Annotated in this window: 19 protein-coding genes, 1 pseudogene and 1 riboswitch; of the genes and pseudogenes, 9 read left to right on the top strand and 11 right to left on the bottom strand. The window is 54.9% G+C overall.

Annotated elements, in window-relative coordinates:
* Positions 1–27 precede the first annotated feature (27 nt).
* The 3 genes from ACPXSQ_RS21145 (at position 28) to ACPXSQ_RS21135 (ending at position 3657) form a co-directional block, all read left to right on the top strand.
* The gene (locus tag ACPXSQ_RS21145; protein WP_014594566.1) at positions 28–1011 is read left to right on the top strand and encodes a tyrosine-type recombinase/integrase; all 984 of its coding nucleotides are present in this window, start codon (positions 28–30) and stop codon (positions 1009–1011) included.
* Between the two features lies 1 nt (position 1012).
* A complete protein-coding gene (locus ACPXSQ_RS21140) occupies positions 1013–3130 on the top strand; it encodes a tyrosine-type recombinase/integrase (RefSeq protein WP_014606796.1) in 2118 nt (705 codons plus the stop codon).
* A 125-nt stretch (positions 3131–3255) separates the two neighbouring features.
* Entirely contained in the window at positions 3256–3657 is a 402-nt protein-coding gene (locus ACPXSQ_RS21135; protein ID WP_014606795.1) for a VOC family protein, read from the top strand.
* A 166-nt stretch (positions 3658–3823) separates the two neighbouring features.
* Here the strand turns inward: ACPXSQ_RS21135 and crcB are convergent, their stop codons facing one another.
* From crcB to ACPXSQ_RS21095, 8 genes are all read right to left on the bottom strand, one after another.
* Positions 3824–4204, bottom strand: coding sequence for a fluoride efflux transporter CrcB (gene crcB / locus ACPXSQ_RS21130; RefSeq protein ID WP_014606794.1), 381 nt, complete (start codon positions 4202–4204; stop codon positions 3824–3826).
* Complete coding sequence (locus ACPXSQ_RS21125; protein ID WP_019105545.1) at positions 4201–4908, bottom strand: 2,3-bisphosphoglycerate-dependent phosphoglycerate mutase; 708 nt, start codon at positions 4906–4908, stop codon at positions 4201–4203. Before ACPXSQ_RS21125 ends, crcB begins: the two co-directional genes overlap by 4 nt.
* A 43-nt stretch (positions 4909–4951) precedes the next feature.
* Positions 4952–6241 carry a phosphopyruvate hydratase gene (gene eno, locus ACPXSQ_RS21120; protein WP_014606792.1) on the bottom strand — a complete coding sequence of 430 codons (1290 nt, stop codon included), beginning with the start codon at positions 6239–6241 and terminating at the stop codon, positions 4952–4954.
* Positions 6242–6256: 15 nt separating this feature from the next.
* A complete protein-coding gene (locus ACPXSQ_RS21115; protein WP_014606791.1) occupies positions 6257–6682 on the bottom strand; it encodes a universal stress protein in 426 nt (141 codons plus the stop codon).
* Positions 6679–7587: a DHHA2 domain-containing protein gene (locus ACPXSQ_RS21110; protein WP_014606790.1), complete on the bottom strand. Its 909-nt coding sequence runs from the start codon at positions 7585–7587 to the stop codon at positions 6679–6681. The genes ACPXSQ_RS21115 and ACPXSQ_RS21110 overlap by 4 nt, the downstream gene beginning before the upstream one ends.
* Before the next feature lie 78 nt (positions 7588–7665).
* A riboswitch (Fluoride riboswitch) is annotated at positions 7666–7735 on the bottom strand.
* Between the two features lie 49 nt (positions 7736–7784).
* A complete protein-coding gene (locus ACPXSQ_RS21105) occupies positions 7785–8384 on the bottom strand; it encodes a uracil-DNA glycosylase family protein (RefSeq protein WP_014606789.1) in 600 nt (199 codons plus the stop codon).
* Entirely contained in the window at positions 8381–9541 is a 1161-nt protein-coding gene (locus ACPXSQ_RS21100; RefSeq protein WP_014606788.1) for a TDT family transporter, read from the bottom strand. Before ACPXSQ_RS21100 ends, ACPXSQ_RS21105 begins: the two co-directional genes overlap by 4 nt.
* Positions 9542–9692: 151 nt before the next feature.
* Positions 9693–10691 (bottom strand): YncE family protein, encoded by a 999-nt coding sequence (locus ACPXSQ_RS21095; RefSeq protein ID WP_014606787.1) that lies wholly within the window; start codon positions 10689–10691, stop codon positions 9693–9695.
* A gap of 234 nt (positions 10692–10925) precedes the next feature.
* Between ACPXSQ_RS21095 and umuC the strand changes: the two are divergent.
* The 3 genes and pseudogenes from umuC to ACPXSQ_RS21080 form a co-directional block, all read left to right on the top strand.
* Positions 10926–11981, top strand: a pseudogene (gene umuC, locus ACPXSQ_RS21090) (translesion error-prone DNA polymerase V subunit UmuC); the annotation flags it as partial.
* A gap of 71 nt (positions 11982–12052) precedes the next feature.
* A complete protein-coding gene (locus ACPXSQ_RS21085) occupies positions 12053–12316 on the top strand; it encodes a hypothetical protein (RefSeq protein ID WP_426144347.1) in 264 nt (87 codons plus the stop codon).
* 2 nt (positions 12317–12318) lie between these two features.
* Complete coding sequence (locus ACPXSQ_RS21080; protein ID WP_426144345.1) at positions 12319–12567, top strand: hypothetical protein; 249 nt, start codon at positions 12319–12321, stop codon at positions 12565–12567.
* A gap of 484 nt (positions 12568–13051) precedes the next feature.
* On the opposite strand, the gene ACPXSQ_RS21075 is transcribed toward ACPXSQ_RS21080, so the two are convergent.
* The 3 genes from ACPXSQ_RS21075 to ACPXSQ_RS21065 form a co-directional block, all read right to left on the bottom strand.
* On the bottom strand, positions 13052–14020 hold the full coding sequence (locus tag ACPXSQ_RS21075) for a ParB/RepB/Spo0J family plasmid partition protein (protein WP_426144343.1): 969 nt from the start codon (positions 14018–14020) through the stop codon (positions 13052–13054).
* Entirely contained in the window at positions 14020–15186 is a 1167-nt protein-coding gene (sopA, locus tag ACPXSQ_RS21070; RefSeq protein ID WP_088901125.1) for a plasmid-partitioning protein SopA, read from the bottom strand. The genes ACPXSQ_RS21075 and sopA overlap by 1 nt, the downstream gene beginning before the upstream one ends.
* Before the next feature lie 187 nt (positions 15187–15373).
* A complete protein-coding gene (locus ACPXSQ_RS21065; protein WP_426144387.1) occupies positions 15374–16705 on the bottom strand; it encodes a hypothetical protein in 1332 nt (443 codons plus the stop codon).
* A 313-nt stretch (positions 16706–17018) separates the two neighbouring features.
* Here ACPXSQ_RS21065 and ACPXSQ_RS21060 point away from each other — a divergent pair, with 313 nt between their 5' ends.
* From ACPXSQ_RS21060 to ACPXSQ_RS21050, 3 genes are all read left to right on the top strand, one after another.
* Positions 17019–17498, top strand: a complete 480-nt coding sequence (locus ACPXSQ_RS21060) for a hypothetical protein (RefSeq protein ID WP_426144341.1) — start codon at positions 17019–17021, stop codon at positions 17496–17498.
* Positions 17499–17513: 15 nt separating this feature from the next.
* Positions 17514–17909, top strand: coding sequence for a hypothetical protein (locus ACPXSQ_RS21055; protein ID WP_426144339.1), 396 nt, complete (start codon positions 17514–17516; stop codon positions 17907–17909).
* A 237-nt stretch (positions 17910–18146) separates the two neighbouring features.
* Entirely contained in the window at positions 18147–19022 is an 876-nt protein-coding gene (locus tag ACPXSQ_RS21050) for a hypothetical protein (RefSeq protein WP_426144337.1), read from the top strand.
* Positions 19023–19077 lie beyond the last annotated feature (55 nt).

The raw sequence follows: 19077 nt of genomic DNA, 5'->3' as shown, positions 1-19077 counted from the left end.
GCAACGCTGACCTCAGAGGTAAACGCAATGACGACTCCACTAAACAACAGTGCCATTTTACTGGCGGAACGCTGGCTGAAGCTGCTGTCCGACCTGGGGCGGGCACCCGCCACCCTGACCGCCTACCGCGCAGCCCTCTGTCATTATTTTGCGTTCTGCAGCCGGAACAGGATTGAACCTGAAAAGGTCAGGTTTGATGACATGGCTGCCTACATCCGTCCTCAGTTACCCGGTATGCCTTTCCCGGCCGCAAGCGCCACGCTCCAGCTGCGCCTGTCGGCTGTCCGTCTCTGGTACGACTTCCTGATGTATCTTGACCTGTGTAAGGTAAATCCGCTGCCCCGTTCCGGCACGCCGGGCATGCTGTGTTCCGCACGGGGGCTGGTTCCCCGTATCGTAAAGCTGCCGCGTATTCCTGACGATGCACAGTGGCAGCTTTTTCAGGCTCATGCCGCGGATTCTCCGCTTCGTGACCGGCTGATGCTGGCGTTAACCTACTGCGGTGCGCTGCGACGATCGGAAGTCACCGCGCTGAGTACTGATGACCTTGACTTTGCCCACCGCCTCATCCGCGTCCGGGCTGAAACCACCAAGAACCGTCATGAACGGATCGTCTGTTACAGTCCCGCCCTGACGCCGGTGCTGGCGGCTCATCTTTTACAGATGAAGCTGTCGGGGATGGTAAAAGGAGCCCTGTTCCGCTCTGAGTCCGATCGTAATCAGGGGGCACCGCTCTCTTACTGGAGCTGGAGCAAAACGGTACGGAAATGGGCGCTTGAGTCAGGGCTGCCCGACATTTCAACCCATACTTTCCGCCACCTGCGGTTGACGCATCTGGCCCGTGCGGGCTGGAAACTGCACGAACTTGCCACCTACGCAGGTCACCGTGATCCGCGCACCACTCAGATTTATATTCACCTTTCCGGCAGGGATCTTGCCGCCCGGATGGCAGGAGCAATTGAAACGGCAGATATCAGGATGGCGAACCTCATTTTCGGCACGGAGGAATAATATGGCAGCGTCTGAACAGCCTGAGAATGTGTGGCTTCCCTTCGACCTCTCCGCTTACAGGCTTGATGCTTTACTGACTGAGCCTGAAAAGGCCGCACTGGCCACCTCTCACAGCCGGGGCAGGCTGCTGCGGATGAAACCTGCTCCTGAGTTTATCAGGCCGCTGAAAGACATCGCAGCAGAAAGCGGATGCAGCCGCGAGGTTGCTGACCTGATAATACTGGACCTCCTGCGTGAGATGCACCTTTCGGGTATACCGTACTGGCGATGGCCGCAGGAACGCTGGCAGACATTCAGCCGGACGGACGGAAAAGGACGGCCGCTGATGGCCGCCTTTGCATGGCATTTCGCCGGACGGTATGATCCCCTCAGCCTGCCAGACATCAGAAAACCTGCCCTGTATACCTGTGCCATTTTTGGTCAGGCTATTTACTTCCGGGAGCTTCACCGCCTGACTGAAACCCTGAAATCGCTGGGCTATGCTGCGGGTAGTCAGGTCACGCATCTGTCGGGCATACTGGCCACGCTGATGGTCATGAACAGAGATCCCCGTCTTGAAACCTTTACGCCTGAACTGCTGTGGGAAGCCCAGAACAACACAGATAGCGGGACATCCCGGTACATTGGCCGGATTTCACACGGCCTTGCTGCGCTGGGCATCTTCAGCGCCCCGATGAGGATGCGTAATTATACCCGATGGTATGAAAAACCCGTAGACGGGATCGATCCGGCCTGGGTCAGGTGGTGCCGGCGCTGGCGGGAAACGTCTGTGCTGAGGCCTCGCACCCGTGAAGGCCAGTACAGTTTTATACTGCGCTGCGGCCTCTGGCTGGCAAAGGCGCATCCGGAGGTGCGTGAACCGTCAGACTGGAGCATGGAAATCTGCGCCAGCTTTATCGCTGCGGTCGGCCGGATGAACGTGGATGAGCTACAGTTGGGCACGGAAAGGGGCACCCGAAAATCGGTGCGATCCGGTGAGCCTATGATGCCGCATTCAAGGGCGCATTTTATCTACTCACTGCGCCGTTTTATGGTCGACTACGAAAACTGGGGCTGGGGTCGCCTGCGCTTCAGCCCTGCCCGTCATCTTTCCACACCGGATACCACCCTGTTTCGGCGCGACGTCAATCCCCGTGTTATCGACGATCCGGTCTGGCTCAAGCTCATCTGGGCCAGCCTCAATCTGCGTCAGGAAGACCTGCTTACTGAAATACATTATCCGCTGGCCATGCTGCAGGCGATGGCCGTCATCTGGACCCATGCGGGGCTGAGGAAAAATGAGCTGCTCCGCCTGACTACCGGTTGCATCGCGCCGCAGGCAGATGAAATAACGAAAGATGACGGCAGCGTCATCCCGGCCGGAACCCTTTGTTACCTGCATGTCCCCGCCGGAAAAACATCAAAAGCCTTTGTTAAACCCGTGGCGACAGTGGTAAAAAAATATGTCGACATCTGGCTGGCCGAACGCCCGGCAGAACAGGCCATGCTGGCTGATGAGCGGACCGGTGAGAAGGTCCGGCTGCTGTTTCAGTACCGGGGGAAGCCTGCCGGCAGCGCTATCCTCAACCGCACGGTGATACCGATGCTCTGCGCAAGAGCGGGCGTTCCTTCTGAAGACAGCGGCGGAGTGATAACCAGCCATCGGGGACGCGCCTCAGCCGTGACCGCACTGGCCAGCGTACCGCAGGGCATGTCACTGTATGAACTGATGCAGTGGGCTGGTCACTCAACGCCCCAGTCCACCATGCATTATCTCCGTATCCGCCCGACACAGCTGGCCGCCTCGTTTGTAAAAGCAGACAGAGTCGCGCACATGATCAGCGTACTGATTGATCGCGACCCTGACGCCGCCAGCCTGACCGGACCTGCAACGTATTATGATTTAGGTGATTCATACTGCACAAATCCGTTCTGGAGCAGCTGCCCGCACCGGATGGCCTGCATCGGCTGCGATTTTAACCTGCTGAAGGACAGCGCGCGCGGGCTTATTCTGGAGAGTAAAGCATCCATCCGGCGTTATCTCGAAGAGGTCCCGCTCACTCCCGATGAGAAAGCCGTACTGGAGCAGGATGCTGAAAAGGTTGAGCAGGCTCTTACAAAATTGGGCCCAAAATCCTGAGTGCTCAAATGCTTTCAATGTCCGGTCTGAGGGTGTCAGTTCAGAGTCAGTACAGACGACCGAACGTCGTATTTGATATGAATCTGATTATAGCGGGCGTTATGACGTAACTGATGGAACAGCAGATGAGAAAACAGAAGCGATGTATGGGGTATGTGGCTGTCGTGGTCGATGACTACGATCGTGCAATTGAGTATTACACCGATAAGCTGGGCTTTACCCTGATTGAGGACACGCCGCAGCCGGGTAAGCGCTGGGTCGTGGTGACGCCGGACCCTGACAGCGACTGTGCTATTCTTCTTGCCCGCGCGTCGAACGACCGGCAGGAAGGCTTTATCGGCAACCAGTGCGGCGGACGGGTTTTTCTGTTCCTGCAGACCGACGACTTCTGGCGCGACTACAATGCTATGAAGGCAAAAGGCGTCCACTTCTGTCAGGAGCCGCGCGAGGAAGAATACGGAATGGTTGTCGTGTTTGAGGACATCTATGGCAATCGCTGGGACCTTTACCAGAACAGGCAGACCTGAAACTCTGTCACGACAGTGTCCCGGATTTAGGGGAAGCCTTACAGGCGTAAACCCTGTCGGATCAGGCCCGCAGAGAGCGCTTCTGAACAATATACTGAACTGTCTGACCTCAGTGCAGCGGTCGCTGCACTGAGGTCTCCCCTGGATAGAGGCCGTACGGTCCGGGTTAACCACACAGCGTCATGATATAAAATCCGGCCGCCGTCATGGCCAGCGAACCCAGCACGTGTATCAGCACCGAGGCGGCTGCCCAGGCATAGCTGCCTGACTGCAGCAGGGCAAAAACCTCAGTTGAGAATGTGGAGAAGGTCGTCATTCCGCCACACAGCCCGGTGGTAATGAGCAGCCGCCAGGCCGGATCGAGGCCGGGATGGCGCAGAAAATACGCCAGCGCCGCCCCGATGATAAATCCACCCAGCAGGTTGACCAGCAGCGTCCCCGGCGGCAGGTCCGGAAAAAGCGCGTTCAGGCGTGCGCCCAGTTGCCAGCGGATAACACACCCTAAAGCACCGCCGGTGATGACGGCAAAAAGCTGATTCACGTTCATTCCTTTTTTTTAATATTCAGAACATAACGGCACACGACCTGTGCGGCCGTATCCATTTCATATACAACCGGCACGCCGGTCGGGATGTGCAGCTGTGCCACGCTGTCGTGGGGCATGCCGTTCAGAAAGGCGGTCAGGGCGCGCAGCGTGTTGCCGTGCGCCACAATCAGAACGGTACTTCCGCAGCGCAGCTGTGGCACCACAACGTGGTGCCAGTATGGCATGACGCGACGCAGGGTCATTTCCAGGCTTTCCGTTGCAGGCAGGTCGGCCAGCGCAACGCGGCGATAGCGCAGATCCCGACGCAGCTGCGCCGGAGCCTCCGCGTCTGCGGGCGGAATGCCGCTGAAGCTTTTGCGCCATAGCCGGACGGTCTCTTCCCCCATCATCCGGGCAGCGTCGTCCTTGTTCAGCCCCTGCAGCGCACCGTAGTGGCGCTCGTTCAGTCGCCAGCTCTTTTCCACGGGCGTCCAGCTTCGGTCAAGACGGTCCAGCACCCGCCAGACCGTGTGAACGCAGCGTGTCATCACCGAGGTGAAGACACGGTCGGGCATAAGGCCCACTGCCCGCAGCGCGTCACCGGCTCGGTCGGCCTCCTGCCGCCCCCTGACCGTCAGCGGCACGTCCGTCCAGCCGGTAAAACGGTTTTCCCGGTTCCACTGGCTTTCGCCGTGCCGCAGGAGGATCAGCGTTGCAGGGGCCACAGGCATTCCTTCTTTGCCGGACGGGGACCGTCCGGCGGATGTGTTACGTGCGGCGCACAAACGCATGAAGCCCCGCGTAGTGCGCGTCCTCACCCAGCGCCTGCTCAATGCGCATCAGCTGGTTGTACTTTTCCACGCGTTCGCCGCGGCACGGCGCGCCGGTTTTCAGGTGTCCCGCGCGCAGGGCCACCGTCAGATCGGCAAGGAACGTGTCCGTGGTTTCCCCGCTGCGGTGAGACATGAACGCACCCCAGCCGTGCCGCTGGCAGAGAGCCACGGCGTCCAGCGTTTCGCTGAGCGAGCCTATCTGATTGAGCTTGATCAGCGCGGCGCTGGCGAGGTTTTCGTCAATGCCGCGCTGGATGTACTTCACGTTGGTTACAAACAGGTCGTCACCAACCAGCTCGGCCCTGCCCGCAAGCTGCTGGTGCAGATGCTTCCAGCCCGCCCAGTCGTCCTCGGCCAGGCCGTCTTCCAGCAGGATGACCGGAAACTGGTCCATCAGCTCGCCGTAGTATGCCGTCATTTCCGCCGCGCTCAGCGCGCTGCCCTCGGTGCGCAGATGATACTGACCGTCAGCGAAAAACTCACTTGAGGCAGGGTCCATGCAGATGCTGATGTCCTCTCCGGGCCTGTATCCCGCCTTCTCAATCGCCTGTACGATAAACGCCAGCGGGTCACGGTTCGACGACACGGCGGGCGCAAAACCGCCTTCGTCGCCCACTGCCGCTGAGAGTTTTTTGTCCAGCAGGATCTGGCGCAGCGCCTGGTAGACCTCGCTGCCCTGACGCACGGCCTCGCGCAGCGTGGGTGCCCCGTGTGGCGCTATCATGAACTCCTGGAAGTCCGCGCCCTGACCGCGGGCGTGCACGCCGCCGTTGATGATGTTCATGCACGGCACGGGCAGCAGATTCGCCTGCAGGCCCCCCAGGTAGCGCCACAGCGGCTCGTGCGAGGCCTGTGCCGCCAGCCGGGCCACCGCCAGCGATACGCCCAGAATGGCATTGGCACCCAGGCGACTCTTGTTCTCCGTGCCGTCCAGCATCAGCATGATGTTGTCCAGCTGCCGCTGCTCGCGCACGTCCAGGCCGCGCACGGCTTCGCAGATTTCCGTATTAACCGCCCTGACGGCATCCAGCACGCCTTTGCCGCCAAAACGTTGTGCGTCACCGTCGCGGCGCTCTGCGGCCTCGCGCGACCCGGTGCTGGCCCCGGAAGGCACCGAGGCGCGTGCCATCATCCCGTCCGGGGTCCGGGCCTCAACTTCAACGGTGGGGTTGCCGCGAGAGTCAAGAATTTCCCGGGCGGTCACGTTATCCAGTGTAAAGTGCATAGCGTTTCTCCCGGTTTAGTCATTCAGGTGAGTAATAAGCACATCCACCGTGAGGTGGTTGATGTATTCCGCCGAGCGGGACGTCAGCATTCCCATAAAGCGGTTGCGGTGCCCGGCAAGCACGAGGTCCACGCCCAGCTCATTGATGCACTTCTCCACGTCCTCAAAGCGGCGCATGGTCACCAGCTCCCGCGTGTCTACCGCCTCAGGCACGGAGGCCGCCAGCTCGCTCATAAACGCTTTGGCTTTCAGGACCTCTTCCGACACGACGTCGTCCATCAGGCTGTCGGACACGTAGTTCATTTCCCGGTAGTCGTCGCTGATGTGGGCCAGGGTGATTTTCATGCCGAGCGGCTGCGCCAGCGCGACCGCCCGTTTCAGCAGGAGGGTGCCGTCGTCTTTGTCGTTCACAAGTATCAGTGCGTGGGTGTAGCAGGTCATAATGAACTCCCGTTCTGGTTAAGGCGGGACTCAAGCCACGGCAGAAGCTGTTTTTTGCGGCTGAGCATGCCCGGTACGGAGCAGGAGGCCGCGTTAACGCTCTCCCGCCCGGCGAAGTAAAGCGTTGAAAACCCGGCGCGAATGTCGGTCAACATCAGCACCGTCAGCCCGGCACCCGACTGGTCCGCCAGATACGCCAGGGCAGCGAGCAGGTCGTCCATCACGGGGGCAACCTGTGTCGGTGAGCTGACCTCAATCTGGGCAATGCGCACGTCGGTGCCGGCAATGACGAAGGCCTTGAGATCCCTGCCCAGCAGCTGCTGGGCGCTGAGGCCGCTGACGTCCGTTTTGGCGGTGAGGAGGTCACGGGCGAAGGCTCTGCGGTTTACGCCGGACAGCACGCCCAGTTCGGTCGCCGAACGGATATCGTCTTCGGTGGTGGTCGGCGAGCGAAGATTCACGGTGTCACTCAGGAGTGCGCCCAGCAGAAGCACGGCGAGCGTCGGGGGCAGCGTGCGGCGCGCTTCAGCGTCCATCAGCAGCCAGAGCAGCGTGGCGCTGCTGCCAACCGGGCGGATATGCACCTCCGGCGGCAGTTGCGTTATCAGCCCGCCCAGCCGGTGGTGGTCAGTGATGCCCACGACGTTGCTCCGGAGCAGGTCGTCAGGCCCCTGCGCCGGCTCGGTGAAATCGACCAGCCACACCCGTTCATCCTGCAGCGGAATAGCGAGCAGCGGCGGCAGCGTAAGACCGGCGGTGTCAAAGATAAAGCGGGTTTCCCGGTTAGCCTCGCCGAGACGCCATGCGCGGGCGTCCATGCCGCGCCCGGTCAGCCAGTGAGCGGTGACGACCGCCGTGCAGATGGCGTCGCTGTCAGGATTGATGTGGCCAAAAACGTGTATCAAGGGTCTCTCCCCGTAAAGGGAAGTACGCAGGCCGGGAGGAAAGTAAGGACGGCCTGACGTACCTCCTGAAAATCAAGAGTCACATCAGGCGTCATCAGCTCCGGAACGGAGCGGTTGGGAAAGGTGGAACGCCATCACCCTGTACTCTGAGTATAGAGCCAGACGGAAAGCCTGTCAGTATTATTCTGCTGGCACCCTCAGCCCGCCAGCGCAGCGCGTGCCTCGCGGAGCACCCGGCGGATGTTTTCCGGCACCGCCGGGCTTGTGCAAAGTGAAAGCGGACTGGGGTGAGGCATCTTCAGCACCGTGACGCCGGGGCACTGATGACTGACCGTCCCGCGGGCCTGAGCCGCTACGGCACCGGCCAGCACCACCACGCGCAGCGCGGGCAGATACGCCAGCACGTCCTCAAGCCAGGCGCAGCCGCTGCGGATGTCCGCCGCTGAGGGCCGTTTCTGCGGCCCGTCGCTGACCCAGGGCACCGTATTCCACAGCACGCTGTCCCGGCGCGCAATACCGGCTTCCGCCAGAAACCGCCCCAGGTTCTGCTGGGCCGGCCCCGGGTTATCCCGCGACACAAACCGGGGTGACGGGCTGCTGCGCGCCGGCGACTGCAGCAGGACGAGCAGTCCGGCCCCGGTCCCGCCGTCGGCCGGATCAAACCACGGCAGCTCCACGCCGTGCTGACGCAGCCCGCTGACCCAGCGATTCAGCGCGGCCACGTGCGGCGCGGTGACTGCCGCGAGGCGTTCCTCGCGTAAAAACGGGTCCAGCAGCGACGTGCAGGTTTCACTCACGGCTTCCGGTCCAGGCCTGCCAGACAGGGGGAAACAAACAGTTTCCCGCTCCATGCCCCGCGCACCGTCTTCACCGCGACCAGCAGCCACATGGCGGCCAGCATGACGACAAGAAGCGCACCGAAGCCTTTAAAGAACGCCAGGTCAACGAGGGTGGACAGCTTCAGCGTGGCGACCGTGTACACGCCCAGCGGGAAGGTAAAGCCCCACCATCCCAGATTGAACGGAATGCCTTCACGGAAGTATCGCACGGTTATCAGCGTGGCCAGCAGCATCCACCACAGGCCGCAGCCCCAGAAGAGAATGCCGGCAACGAACCCCACGCCTTGCGCGATATGACCGATTTCCGGCATGCCCGCCGCGGCAAACACCCCGGGCGCATCTCCGCCGATGACCAGCATCCCCAGCGAGCCGGTACCAATCGGCCCCAGTGCCAGCCAGCTTGAGGCCGCCATGCTTTCGTGTGGTAGCTTGTGCAGCGCCATACGCAGCAGCAGGATGGCGAGGATGCTCAGCGCCACCGGCACCGAGTACGCCCACAGCACGTAGCTGGTAATAATGATGCCGAGCTGCGCGTGGGGGTCGGCAATGTGCGGTGCCAGCAGGCCGCCACTGACTGCCGCAACCTCGGCGGCCACGACCGGCAGTAACCAGACGGCGGTCATCTGGTCAATGCTGTGCTGCTGCCGGGTAAACATCATGTAGGGAATACACACGCCACACAGCAGCGACATCGCCACGTCCAGCCACCACAGGGCGTGCGCTACGGGAATGACGTCAGCCCCCCACCGGGGGAGGCCAAACGCCAGCAGCCCGTTGATGATGGTGGCCATGCCCATCGGGATGGTGCCGAAGAACATGGACACCGTTGAATGGCCAAAGATGCGCTTTGCCTCACCGAAGTACATCACCCAGCGGGCCAGATACATCACGGCAAAGACGCTGAACAGGAAGATGTTAAACATCCAGAGTCCCTCGGCGACGAGGCGTAATCCCGGAACCGGCCAGGGGAACTGCGCCAGAGACAGAGACAGGATACCGGTCCCCATGGTCGCGGCGAACCAGTTAGGCGTGAACTGACGTATAGCCTCTTTCGGGCTGCTCAGCGCGCTCAGCGGGCGCGCTCCGTTATGCAGGGTAAATATTTTATCGTTCATGCCGTAATCTCCTGAGTAGACAGAAAGAGTATAGGCACGTCGGGTTAAATCTTTAAAACAGGTTATTCAGTTAAAATAAACCAGTAAAAGTGGTTAGACTCTCCCACTCCGGGAAGGACCGTCACACCGCCGGAGTGAGGGAAGGACTGAATCAGGCCTGCGGCGGGCTTTTAATCGTGGCCGTGACGCGGTTCTGTTTCAGGTCAACGACCGCAATGCTGAGGTCTTTATTCAGCACCCACGCGCGGGCACCGTCTTTGCTGAAAACGATGGCCTGACGGGGCGCATCCAGTCCGGTAACGGTGGAGACCACCTTACCGGCGGCGGTATCAATAACGGAGAGGCTGTTGTCGCCCAGGTTGCCGCTGTAAACATAGCGGTTATCCGGCGTCAGGGCGGCACCGTAAGGATCCTGCCCCACGGGAATGGTTGCCGTAATGGCGAGCTTCTGCGTGTCAACCACGGCGATGGTGTTGCTGCCGCTGTTAGCCGCGTACAGTGTGCGGCCGTCGGCGCTGACTGAAATGGCGCGCAGCTTGCTGAAGCCTGTTATCTCGCCGCGAATCTCGCCCGTTACGGCGTCAACCAGGGTAATTTTATCGCCCTTAAAGTTAGTGACGTAGACGGTTTTGCCGTCCGGGCTGATTTTTATGCCCTGACGGGGCTGGGCAAAACCCGTCACGACCGCAACGGGCCGGTTGTGCGTCAGGTCATACACCGAGAGCGTGCTGGCGGCCTCGTTATTCACATACAGGCGCTGACCGTCACGGCTGATAGCTGTGCCGAATGCCCCGGGCCCCAGCGGCAGCGAGGTCTCCACGTCAAGCGTCCCGGTGCTGATTTTTCTGACCACGCCGAGGCTGCTGTCTGAAAGATATACGGCCTTCCCGTCGGGGGAGAAAAGCGCATTGCGGGGCGTGACGTATCCCTTAAGCACCTTTCTGACTTTCCCGGCAGCCAGGTCGTAGACCACCACCTCAGAGCGCTCACTGTAGGACGCCACCGCCGTTTTCTCATCGGGACTGACAGCAAGGGAATTGTTGTGGATATCGCCGTCAAACGTCCAGCGTTCCTCTGCGGCACCGGCGAGGGTGCTGATAAGAAGAAACGCCACCGCGGTCAGTCCCGGGATCCTGTATTTTTTTATCATCATTTTTCCTGCATTGGGGTGGGTAAGGGATAAGACTCATTGCCCGATTGAGGGCTTCAGAGTAAGCGTGGCAGATTAAATCCTGGCGGGGAAATCGATTTTCCGACTATGTCTTACCACCCTCAACCTTCCCCCCTGTCAGTAAGCATACTGAGGTAGTTCAAGGCTGAATAATTCCTGTTCAGAAAATAAACTTCAGAGGAATGGTAACTGATTTTTTTTGTTTAAATTGCATTCCACATAAATCATAGCCTTAGCCAGCGCGTGATGTCAGCTCTGGAAGACATGACACCCAGAGTAGAGCAGTATTCCATTGATGAAATGTTCCTCGATCTGACCGGCATCGATGGCTGTGAGGACTTTGAGCACTTCGGGCACCGGCTGCGTGCCCACGTTCTGGCCAGAACCGGACTGACGATTGGCGCCGGCATCGGTCCGACGAAAACGCTGGCCAAATCAGCGCAGTGGGCATCCAAAGAATGGCCACAGTTCAAAGGCGTACTGGCGCTGACGCCCGGAAACCCGAAGCGGACCGAGGCGCTGCTGATGCGCCAGCCGGTCGAAGAAATCTGGGGTGTAGGTCGGCGCATTGGCAAAAAGCTGAACCTGCTCGGCATCACCAACGCGCTCGAGCTGGCACGCACGCACCCCGCCTTCATCCGGAAGAACTTTTCGGTGGTGCTGGAAAGGACGGTGCGTGAGCTGAACGGCGAGGCATGCATTCCGCTGGAAGAAATGCCGCCGGCAAAACAGCAGATTGTCTGCAGCCGCAGTTTCGGTTCACGCATTACCACGAAAGTGGCCATGCAGCAGGCGCTCTGCCAGTACGCCACGCGCGCCGCCGAGAAGCTCCGGGCCGAACGCCAGTACTGCAGGCACATCAGCGTGTTTGTCCGTACCTCACCGCATGCGGTCGGCGAGACGTTTTACGGCAACACGGCCGGGGAAAAACTCACCCTGCCCACCCAGGACACGCGGGACATCATCGGCGTAGCCATGCGCGCGCTGGACCGCATCTGGCTGGATGGCCACAGGTACATGAAGGCCGGGGTCATGCTTGATGATTTCACGCCTCACGGCGTAAGCCAGCTCAACCTCTTTGACGACAACCGGCCGCGGGCGAACAGCGCGCAGCTGATGCAGGTGCTGGACGGGATCAACCAGTCAGGCCTGGGTCGGGTATGGTTTGCGGGTCAGGGAATTGATACCGAGTGGAAGATGAAGCGGGACATGCTGTCACCGGCGTGGACGACGCGCTGGAGCGACATCCCCACAGCCAGAGTTGTGTGATTATTGCGCGGCCGATCTGCGCATGTTCTAATAAGTGATAACTTCCGTGTCCACAACTCACTGGTATAACAATGATTAATCTTAACCAGCCTGATTCTGAACGTACCGCCCTGTGCATGGTTGGCACAGGCATTGTGCTCTGCCTGTTGAGTCTTTTTTATCTTAATAACGATTCCTCTACAGGTACCATCGATACGCAGCAAATAAGCAGTTTACTGAAGACGACTTGTTCTGTTGTTGATGCTGTCCCGGTTCAGTATGGCTCACTCTCAAATGAAGACAGAGCTATTGCAGACGAACTTACTGAAAAATGTAAAGCCATCAGGATTCATTAATCATGCGAAAAACGGATATCGGCCTTATCATCATCTCTCTTCCAAACGGCCTGGTTCATGCCGGACTCATCATTGCTTATCTCTGTGGTGCCCATGGGTTTGCCGAGTTCTGGTCAGTAACCATGATGGCGCCTCTCATCTTTGCTCTTGATGCGGGGATTTTTATAAGCGTGGTTGTGAGATTACTCACTGAAAGAAAGGACAAGAAAAAGGCCCTGGCTAAAGCCACCCTGGCGGCCCAAAGTATTTGAACCTTCAATAGTCTCCATCACCTTCAAATAAATTCGAATCAACTTAATCTCTGACGTGAATCTTAACCCCTGGTCACAGCAAATCAGCTCATTAAAGCATTCGTATTGGGACCGTGGTCCCAACTGAGCGGGTCATCACATGATTGGCAATGGGACCGTGGTCCCAGCCGGGCATATCATCAAAAGATTAGTACTGAGACCATGGTCCCAACTGAACAGGTCAGCGCAGGTTTAGTACTGGGACCGTGGTCCCAGCCGGGCAGGTCATCAAAAGATTAGTACTGAGACCATGGTCCCAGCTGAACAGGTCAGCGCAGGTTTAGTACTGGGACCGTGGTCCCAGCTGAACAGATCATGACAGGAATAGTACTGGGACCATGGTCCCAACTGAGCGGGTTTTCACATGTATGGCTCTGGAACCGTAGTCCCAGCAGGTTGGTCATTACGGGACTGCTACTGGGATCATGGTCCAACGATATGAATTTCACGCTGGTTTAACACAATGTTCTGAAAGCAAATCTTCAAGTTGTTGAATTAGCTCAGCGGGTATTTTACGTCTGTCCAGATTTATCGTAACTTTGTCGTCATTATAACTGGCTGTTACACCAGGTCCAAAATCACGTTTCTGCACAATTTTTTTAGCTCGAGAAGGGTTTTCTCTAAGGCAGTTCATAAGTGCTTCTATCAATTCATCTGCACCTATCATATCTCCCTGTTTATTCTTTGAAGATAAGCTTTTAGCTTTATCAATTAATAGTTCCTCTTTACCTTCAGACAACTTATGAAGTTGTTCACCCGCGCGAGCAGAAAGTTCACCCGGGTGAGAGAAAAGAGCGATTACTTCTCTGGGGAGTTTTGATGTATTGATGCACCGCGAGATTATCTTTCGTGAGATGCTTTCGGCATCTGCTAAGGCAGAGATGTTATTGGCAAATTCGTTCTCTAACCGCTGCGCGTATCGCTTGCCGCGCTCGTAAGCACTGGTAGGTCTGTAATCGTTACCTAGCTTTGAGAGCGCGTTCATCTGCTCATCATCGAGATCACCAACCAATACACGATAAGATGTAGAAGTTAGTATCGCGGCCATACGGCGCCTGCTGCCATCAGCTATCTGAATGGAATTATTCTGGTGACGTCCAAATGCTGGGTTTTGTTGTCCACTCGTAAGAAAAGAAGGGATCAAATCATCAAGAGCAGATTCCGTTAAAAAATCCTGTAGACGCTCATTGCCGGACCAGACGCAGGTAGCATCAGCAATATCATCAGGCGAAATCGTTTCAAGAAGGAACTTTACATCACGCCCACAAACTGGCAAAACAATCGTATTACCCTTCGACATGTTTCCTACACGCGAAATCAAAGATCCCACAACTGGCGCAGCACTCTGAGAGGGGGCTTCAGAAGCAGGGGAAACAGGACTGGACGATTTTGTAATGATCGGCGCTCGCTTCATTATCGAATCTCCCAACGAGGTTTAATTAGACGGTCAAAAATTTCATTACAAACTGGTTCCCAGATCGCCAGCGCGTTTCTCCAGGCACCTGTTGAAGAGCGCTGATCAATCGCCTGCTCAAAAACAGTACGCATCCTTATCTGGCCTTTTCCAACTTCATCCGTTTCACGAACTACGTTCTTGAGCACCATGCTGCCCCAGGCATCACGGATTTGCTCTTCCATCCACGGTGACTGCGAACCGTTGTTGTTACTATATTTAGTTAAAAGTATGCGTACATCTGGTTCAAAGCCTTGAAGGTCAACGTTTTTGAGCAAATCGCGCAACATATCAAAAAACTGGAGAGCAGAGGTATAGTCAAAAAGTTCAGCGGGAGTAGGTACTATCAAAACATCCGCAGCGCACACAACATTGATAGTGCCGATGCCAAGATTAGGTGCACTGTCTATGACAATGACATCGTAATCCTGAGCGACTGATTCCATTGCAAGTCGCAACATCATATGGGGTTCTGTAGGCAGCTTTCCTTCGTCGTAACGCGCCATCAGTTCTGTTTCAATCCGGTGCAGAGCAAGGCAGGAAGGAATAATATCGAGGCCTGGCCAGCATGTGGGCTTAACGGCATAGAAGGCATCATCTCGTTCACCTAAATAAAAAGGCAGGAGAGTATCGTCAGCATGGATATGAAGATCAGGCACCCAACCATGGTACATAGAGGCTGTGCCCTGAGGATCGTTACCTTCAACAAGTAATACCCTTAGCCCCTTTAGAGCCAAATCCTGAGCCAGATGAACAGAAACTGAGGTTTTATAAACGCCCCCTTTATGTGCTGCTACACCTATGACTGGTGGCATACTTTCATTGGGCCTACGAATACGAGTTCCGAACACATCTCGCATATGGTTTATTTGATCTATGGTGTATCCGACTCGCTGTTCGACGCGTCCTCTCATCTCCAAATCAGGATAGGGCAAGCGTCCCGCTTTTTCAGCGTCTCGTATGGCCTGAGGTGTTACACCTACAAGGTCTGCAGCCTCACCTACACGCCACCTACGTGTAATTTTTCGAGCCTCTGGGCTGTCATCATTGAACTGTGCAACGGCGATAGCTTTAGTCATAGCATGTCCGGCAGTAATGCATTGGTCTAATGTTGTCTTTAAACTCATAACCTACACCCTTTAATTAACTTTGCATTTTTATATTAAATCTTGATATTTAATGCAAAGCAACACCAATAATGCAAACCTGATGAAAATTTGCAAAGCAGGGTGTTTAACGGAGTTACGATTGAACGGAATTACTCACTGCCAAGTATGCATGGGAGGGGCAGGGCAGGCGTAAGCAGAAGAAATGCTAAAGGTGCTGAAGTTTACCAAAAATGAACCGATTGAAAGTCTTGTCGGGTTCATTAGGCCAGTTTTGCGGATCCGTTACTAATACCCCTATCTGACGCATACCTTTATGTTGTTCAGATTTTCGCTCACAATAATCCTCGTCCTTATAACCCATAGTTTCGATTACAACGTCATGTTTGACGCCATCTGGCTCAATCACATTAACCAGAAAGTCAGGAAGAACATAACCTTTCTCCTCGTCAACGGTGACCTCAATATCGAAGAGAGGACGTTCCAGTGATAACCTTGGCGCTGAATTTTTCCTGGACAACCACTCTGCTGCTTCGAAAAGGCTGTCGAGCGTCTGTCGTTCAAGATTACTGTCTACAGGAACGGGACAGGTGCGACTGTATATGGCGTGCGCGTAAGCCTCGCTGCAAATAACCTCACCAGTAGATGAACGCCGGTATGACGCAATGACCAGGTAAGGTGGACGAACGCCATCCTGCGATTCTCCGTTTATGCTGACGCCTTTTTCAGGCATAAAATGATATTTATCACCCCGGATTTCATATACAGCTTTATCGCGGCTGACTTCATCAGCGACAAAAATCTGGTAGAAAACCCGTGCTTTTTTAGCAGGCCAGCGGGAATCAGGATTCTCAAGCTTCACCATATTCGCTTCAAGCGCATGCTGACTCATCCAGGGTTTGAAAAGAATAATTTCTGAAAGAGGGCGGCCGCGCATGAATTCCTGTTCATCGGTTATAGCCGTTAACAGGCGAAGGGATTCGACGAGAGGTCTTGTAGGTTTCGGATGTAAGTGATCGATTTTGTTAAATCCGGCATCATCTAAAAGTGTCAGTAACACTCTGGCCAGACTAGTGCGGCGCTTACGTCGTGTTCTGTCAGGGCTGGCAGCTGCTGACGTTCCTGCGGCATGAATTGTTACGTTCGTATCGTCTGAAGGGAGAAAATTGCGATAATTAACCCTTCTGCTGCCCGGTGATTTTCTGGTGCCGCTTCGCGTTGCACCTTCATCATCCTCCGCTTTAAATTCACGGTACATGGGGCAGGTAAGGGCATGTTCGTGGTTAAAACCTGAAAGGAAAAGCTTACGTGTATCTTCCCTCATCTTGGCACTGTTCAACGCCGGAGATTCACCCGGCACGCAGCTGCACTGCAGCCATGCTTCTTTCTGACGCATGGTCCGTATGACCGTTTCTGCAATGAGACGCTTTTCTGGTCTGCCTCGCCCAAAAAAGTCATGTACTGCATGTTCTTCATCATCCGTTAATCCACGAATATGAGCACCCCGTGGATTTTTTTTCCTTACAAGAGACATGGCCATACTGATACCTCCGGTTAAGAAAACAGTTAATAAAAAAACCAAAACAGAATCAATAATGCTGTGGCAAATATCAGCCACTAATTTGCATGCCAGCTTTGGGAAGGTAATGCCAATAGCGTGATGATAAAAACCCTGCTACGTCGTTTAAAAATACACAAAGCCTCTTGTTCAGCAAAAAAAGTTTCCCTGACGCAACTCAGAAGGACAAAATTTTAATTTTGATTAAAATAAACGTACAGGGCAGGACTGTAGTTAAACTCCTGGAAATACTGGCCGATAGTCACATAACCTCACTGCAATAACTGGAGTATAAATGCGCAATTATCTGCCAGGTACGCTTGCTTCAATAATGATGCTGCTTTTATCGGCATGCTCAGGTGTACGTGATGTTTCAGACCGGCATTATGAATATGAAAATGCTCACAGCCTGGCGTGGAATATCAGTACCGCTGCAGGCATGACATCATTCGAGGATGCAAAGTTTAATCCACAGCTCAGCACGCTATACAGCCGCAAAGATTACGATCTGTCTTATCCAGTAAAATCGGCTCAGACGTTAAATGAGTCAACCCTTCCACTGGCTCCGCTGTTACGCTTTACGCCTACGGGAATGGCTCCTGAAGACTGGTGGTTTAACCGCATACTGGCATGGATCCCCACAGAACTGGCTAAGAGCCCCCAACAGGCATCTACGGTTCTGGCAAATACGATTCAGGAAGCCGTACTGACCACGCTGAAGGAAACAAAACGCCCGATTGGAGAGATAAAAAACGAAGCAGGGGACAATGGCTAGATAGACAAATATGCCTTGCAAATTACTGCTCCGCGCTTTGTCGTAGTTCACTTTGCTGATTCAGCAGCGGGTTGTGAATTCCCGGATAAAAATGTTCCTTTTATCGAACGGATAAAACTTCCCAGCTGCGCTTTCTTCGCCGAATTCCATGATCCGGAAAAAGTTGTCAGTACGCCGGCATTCATCACCCCAAACGCCACGGGTAAAAGCTACCTTATCCGTCCTGACGGCCTGAACTCGAGCTTCGTGGCCGACGCCTTCGATAAACCGTCTACTCTCTCTGATGATGACAGGGTTCGAATGGCTTATGATTTCTTACAAAAGGTCAGTCAGCATCTTCCTTCGTGGGTAATTTTTTATATTTCACCGCACGAACGCGCGGGAATGCCTGCGATGATCTTACAAAGTTGAAAAGTCTATTTCTTTGTGACTGAGAGACCATCAAATCCGTAGTTCTGTAAAAAACTTTTTCTGACGCAGCTTCTTAAGGGTAGTTTTTTCGCCTTAGGTAGCTGCAGAGCAGGGGATGCATAGTCCCCGTGTTCTGGTTCTCTAGATTGGTAAAAATATCTTATAAGATATTGTTGTCGCTTCCGAGTTTTAGCAGTAAGTTTAACCATCGATTTTTATAATCTTTGGTGTGTTTTGATGAATGACTCGATGGTGCTTAAGTTTCAGGCAATGGCTCTGGACAACGAAACATCAGTAACAACTCTGCTGAGAATGGCAAAAGCAATTGCATCAAAGCTTGAGCTTAGGGATGTTTCTGAGTGGATTGATAATGAACTAAACGGCTATGCTGAAAAAATAGTCCCGGAGTACAGAAAGGTCAGGGGTATTTTGAAAGCCATTCATCCAATGCATGGACTTGTGGAGGCTCCCGTACCAAGCAAGGATTTAGAAGATAAGCTGTCAACAATCTATATTAAGCAATCATTGGGAGAACTCGAATCTGTCTCTCCTAAACACGATATGCACTTTCCTCTACCCACACAGCTTTCACACAGTTTGCAAGCCTCACAACCTGAATTCCTGAGATTCAGTCTCGTCAGGGTAATCGGAAGTAATAAATTGATTAATATTACTGAGCAGGTACGAAACCGGCTTTTGTCATGGTCTCTTGAACTAGAACAGCAAGGAATACTTGGCGAAAATCTTCAGTTTTCACAACAGGACAAAAACAGAGCGCCTATGACGACAAATAACTTTAACTTCAGCGGAACAGTAAACAACGCAGGGGTGATGGGATCAGACAATCATGACTTTTCTCAACAAAACAGTATACAGATTGCGACAGGTGACTTTAGCGCGCTTGAAAACAGACTAAAAGAACTGGGGTTCGCTGCAGATGATATCGCCGAACTGAAGGTCACCTTAGATAGTGAACCTCTGCCCGCCGACAAAGCCAGCTTTCTGCCAAAAGTTTACAGCTGGCTTAGTAAAGCAGGCGGTAAATTGATGGATGCAGGCCTTGATAAAGTAGCTCCTCTTGCAATTGAAGCAATCAGCAAATATCTCAGTTAGTAGATAATGATTTTTTTCCCGTAACTAATCGGCCTGGCTTTACTCGGGCAGCTGA

The sequence above is a fragment of the Pantoea sp. EEL5 genome, from assembly GCF_049892805.1.
Taxonomy (GTDB): Bacteria; Pseudomonadota; Gammaproteobacteria; order Enterobacterales; family Enterobacteriaceae; genus Pantoea; species Pantoea ananatis.
Note: the sequence above shows the minus strand (reverse complement) of the source record. Positions and strands in the feature narration are given on the sequence as shown.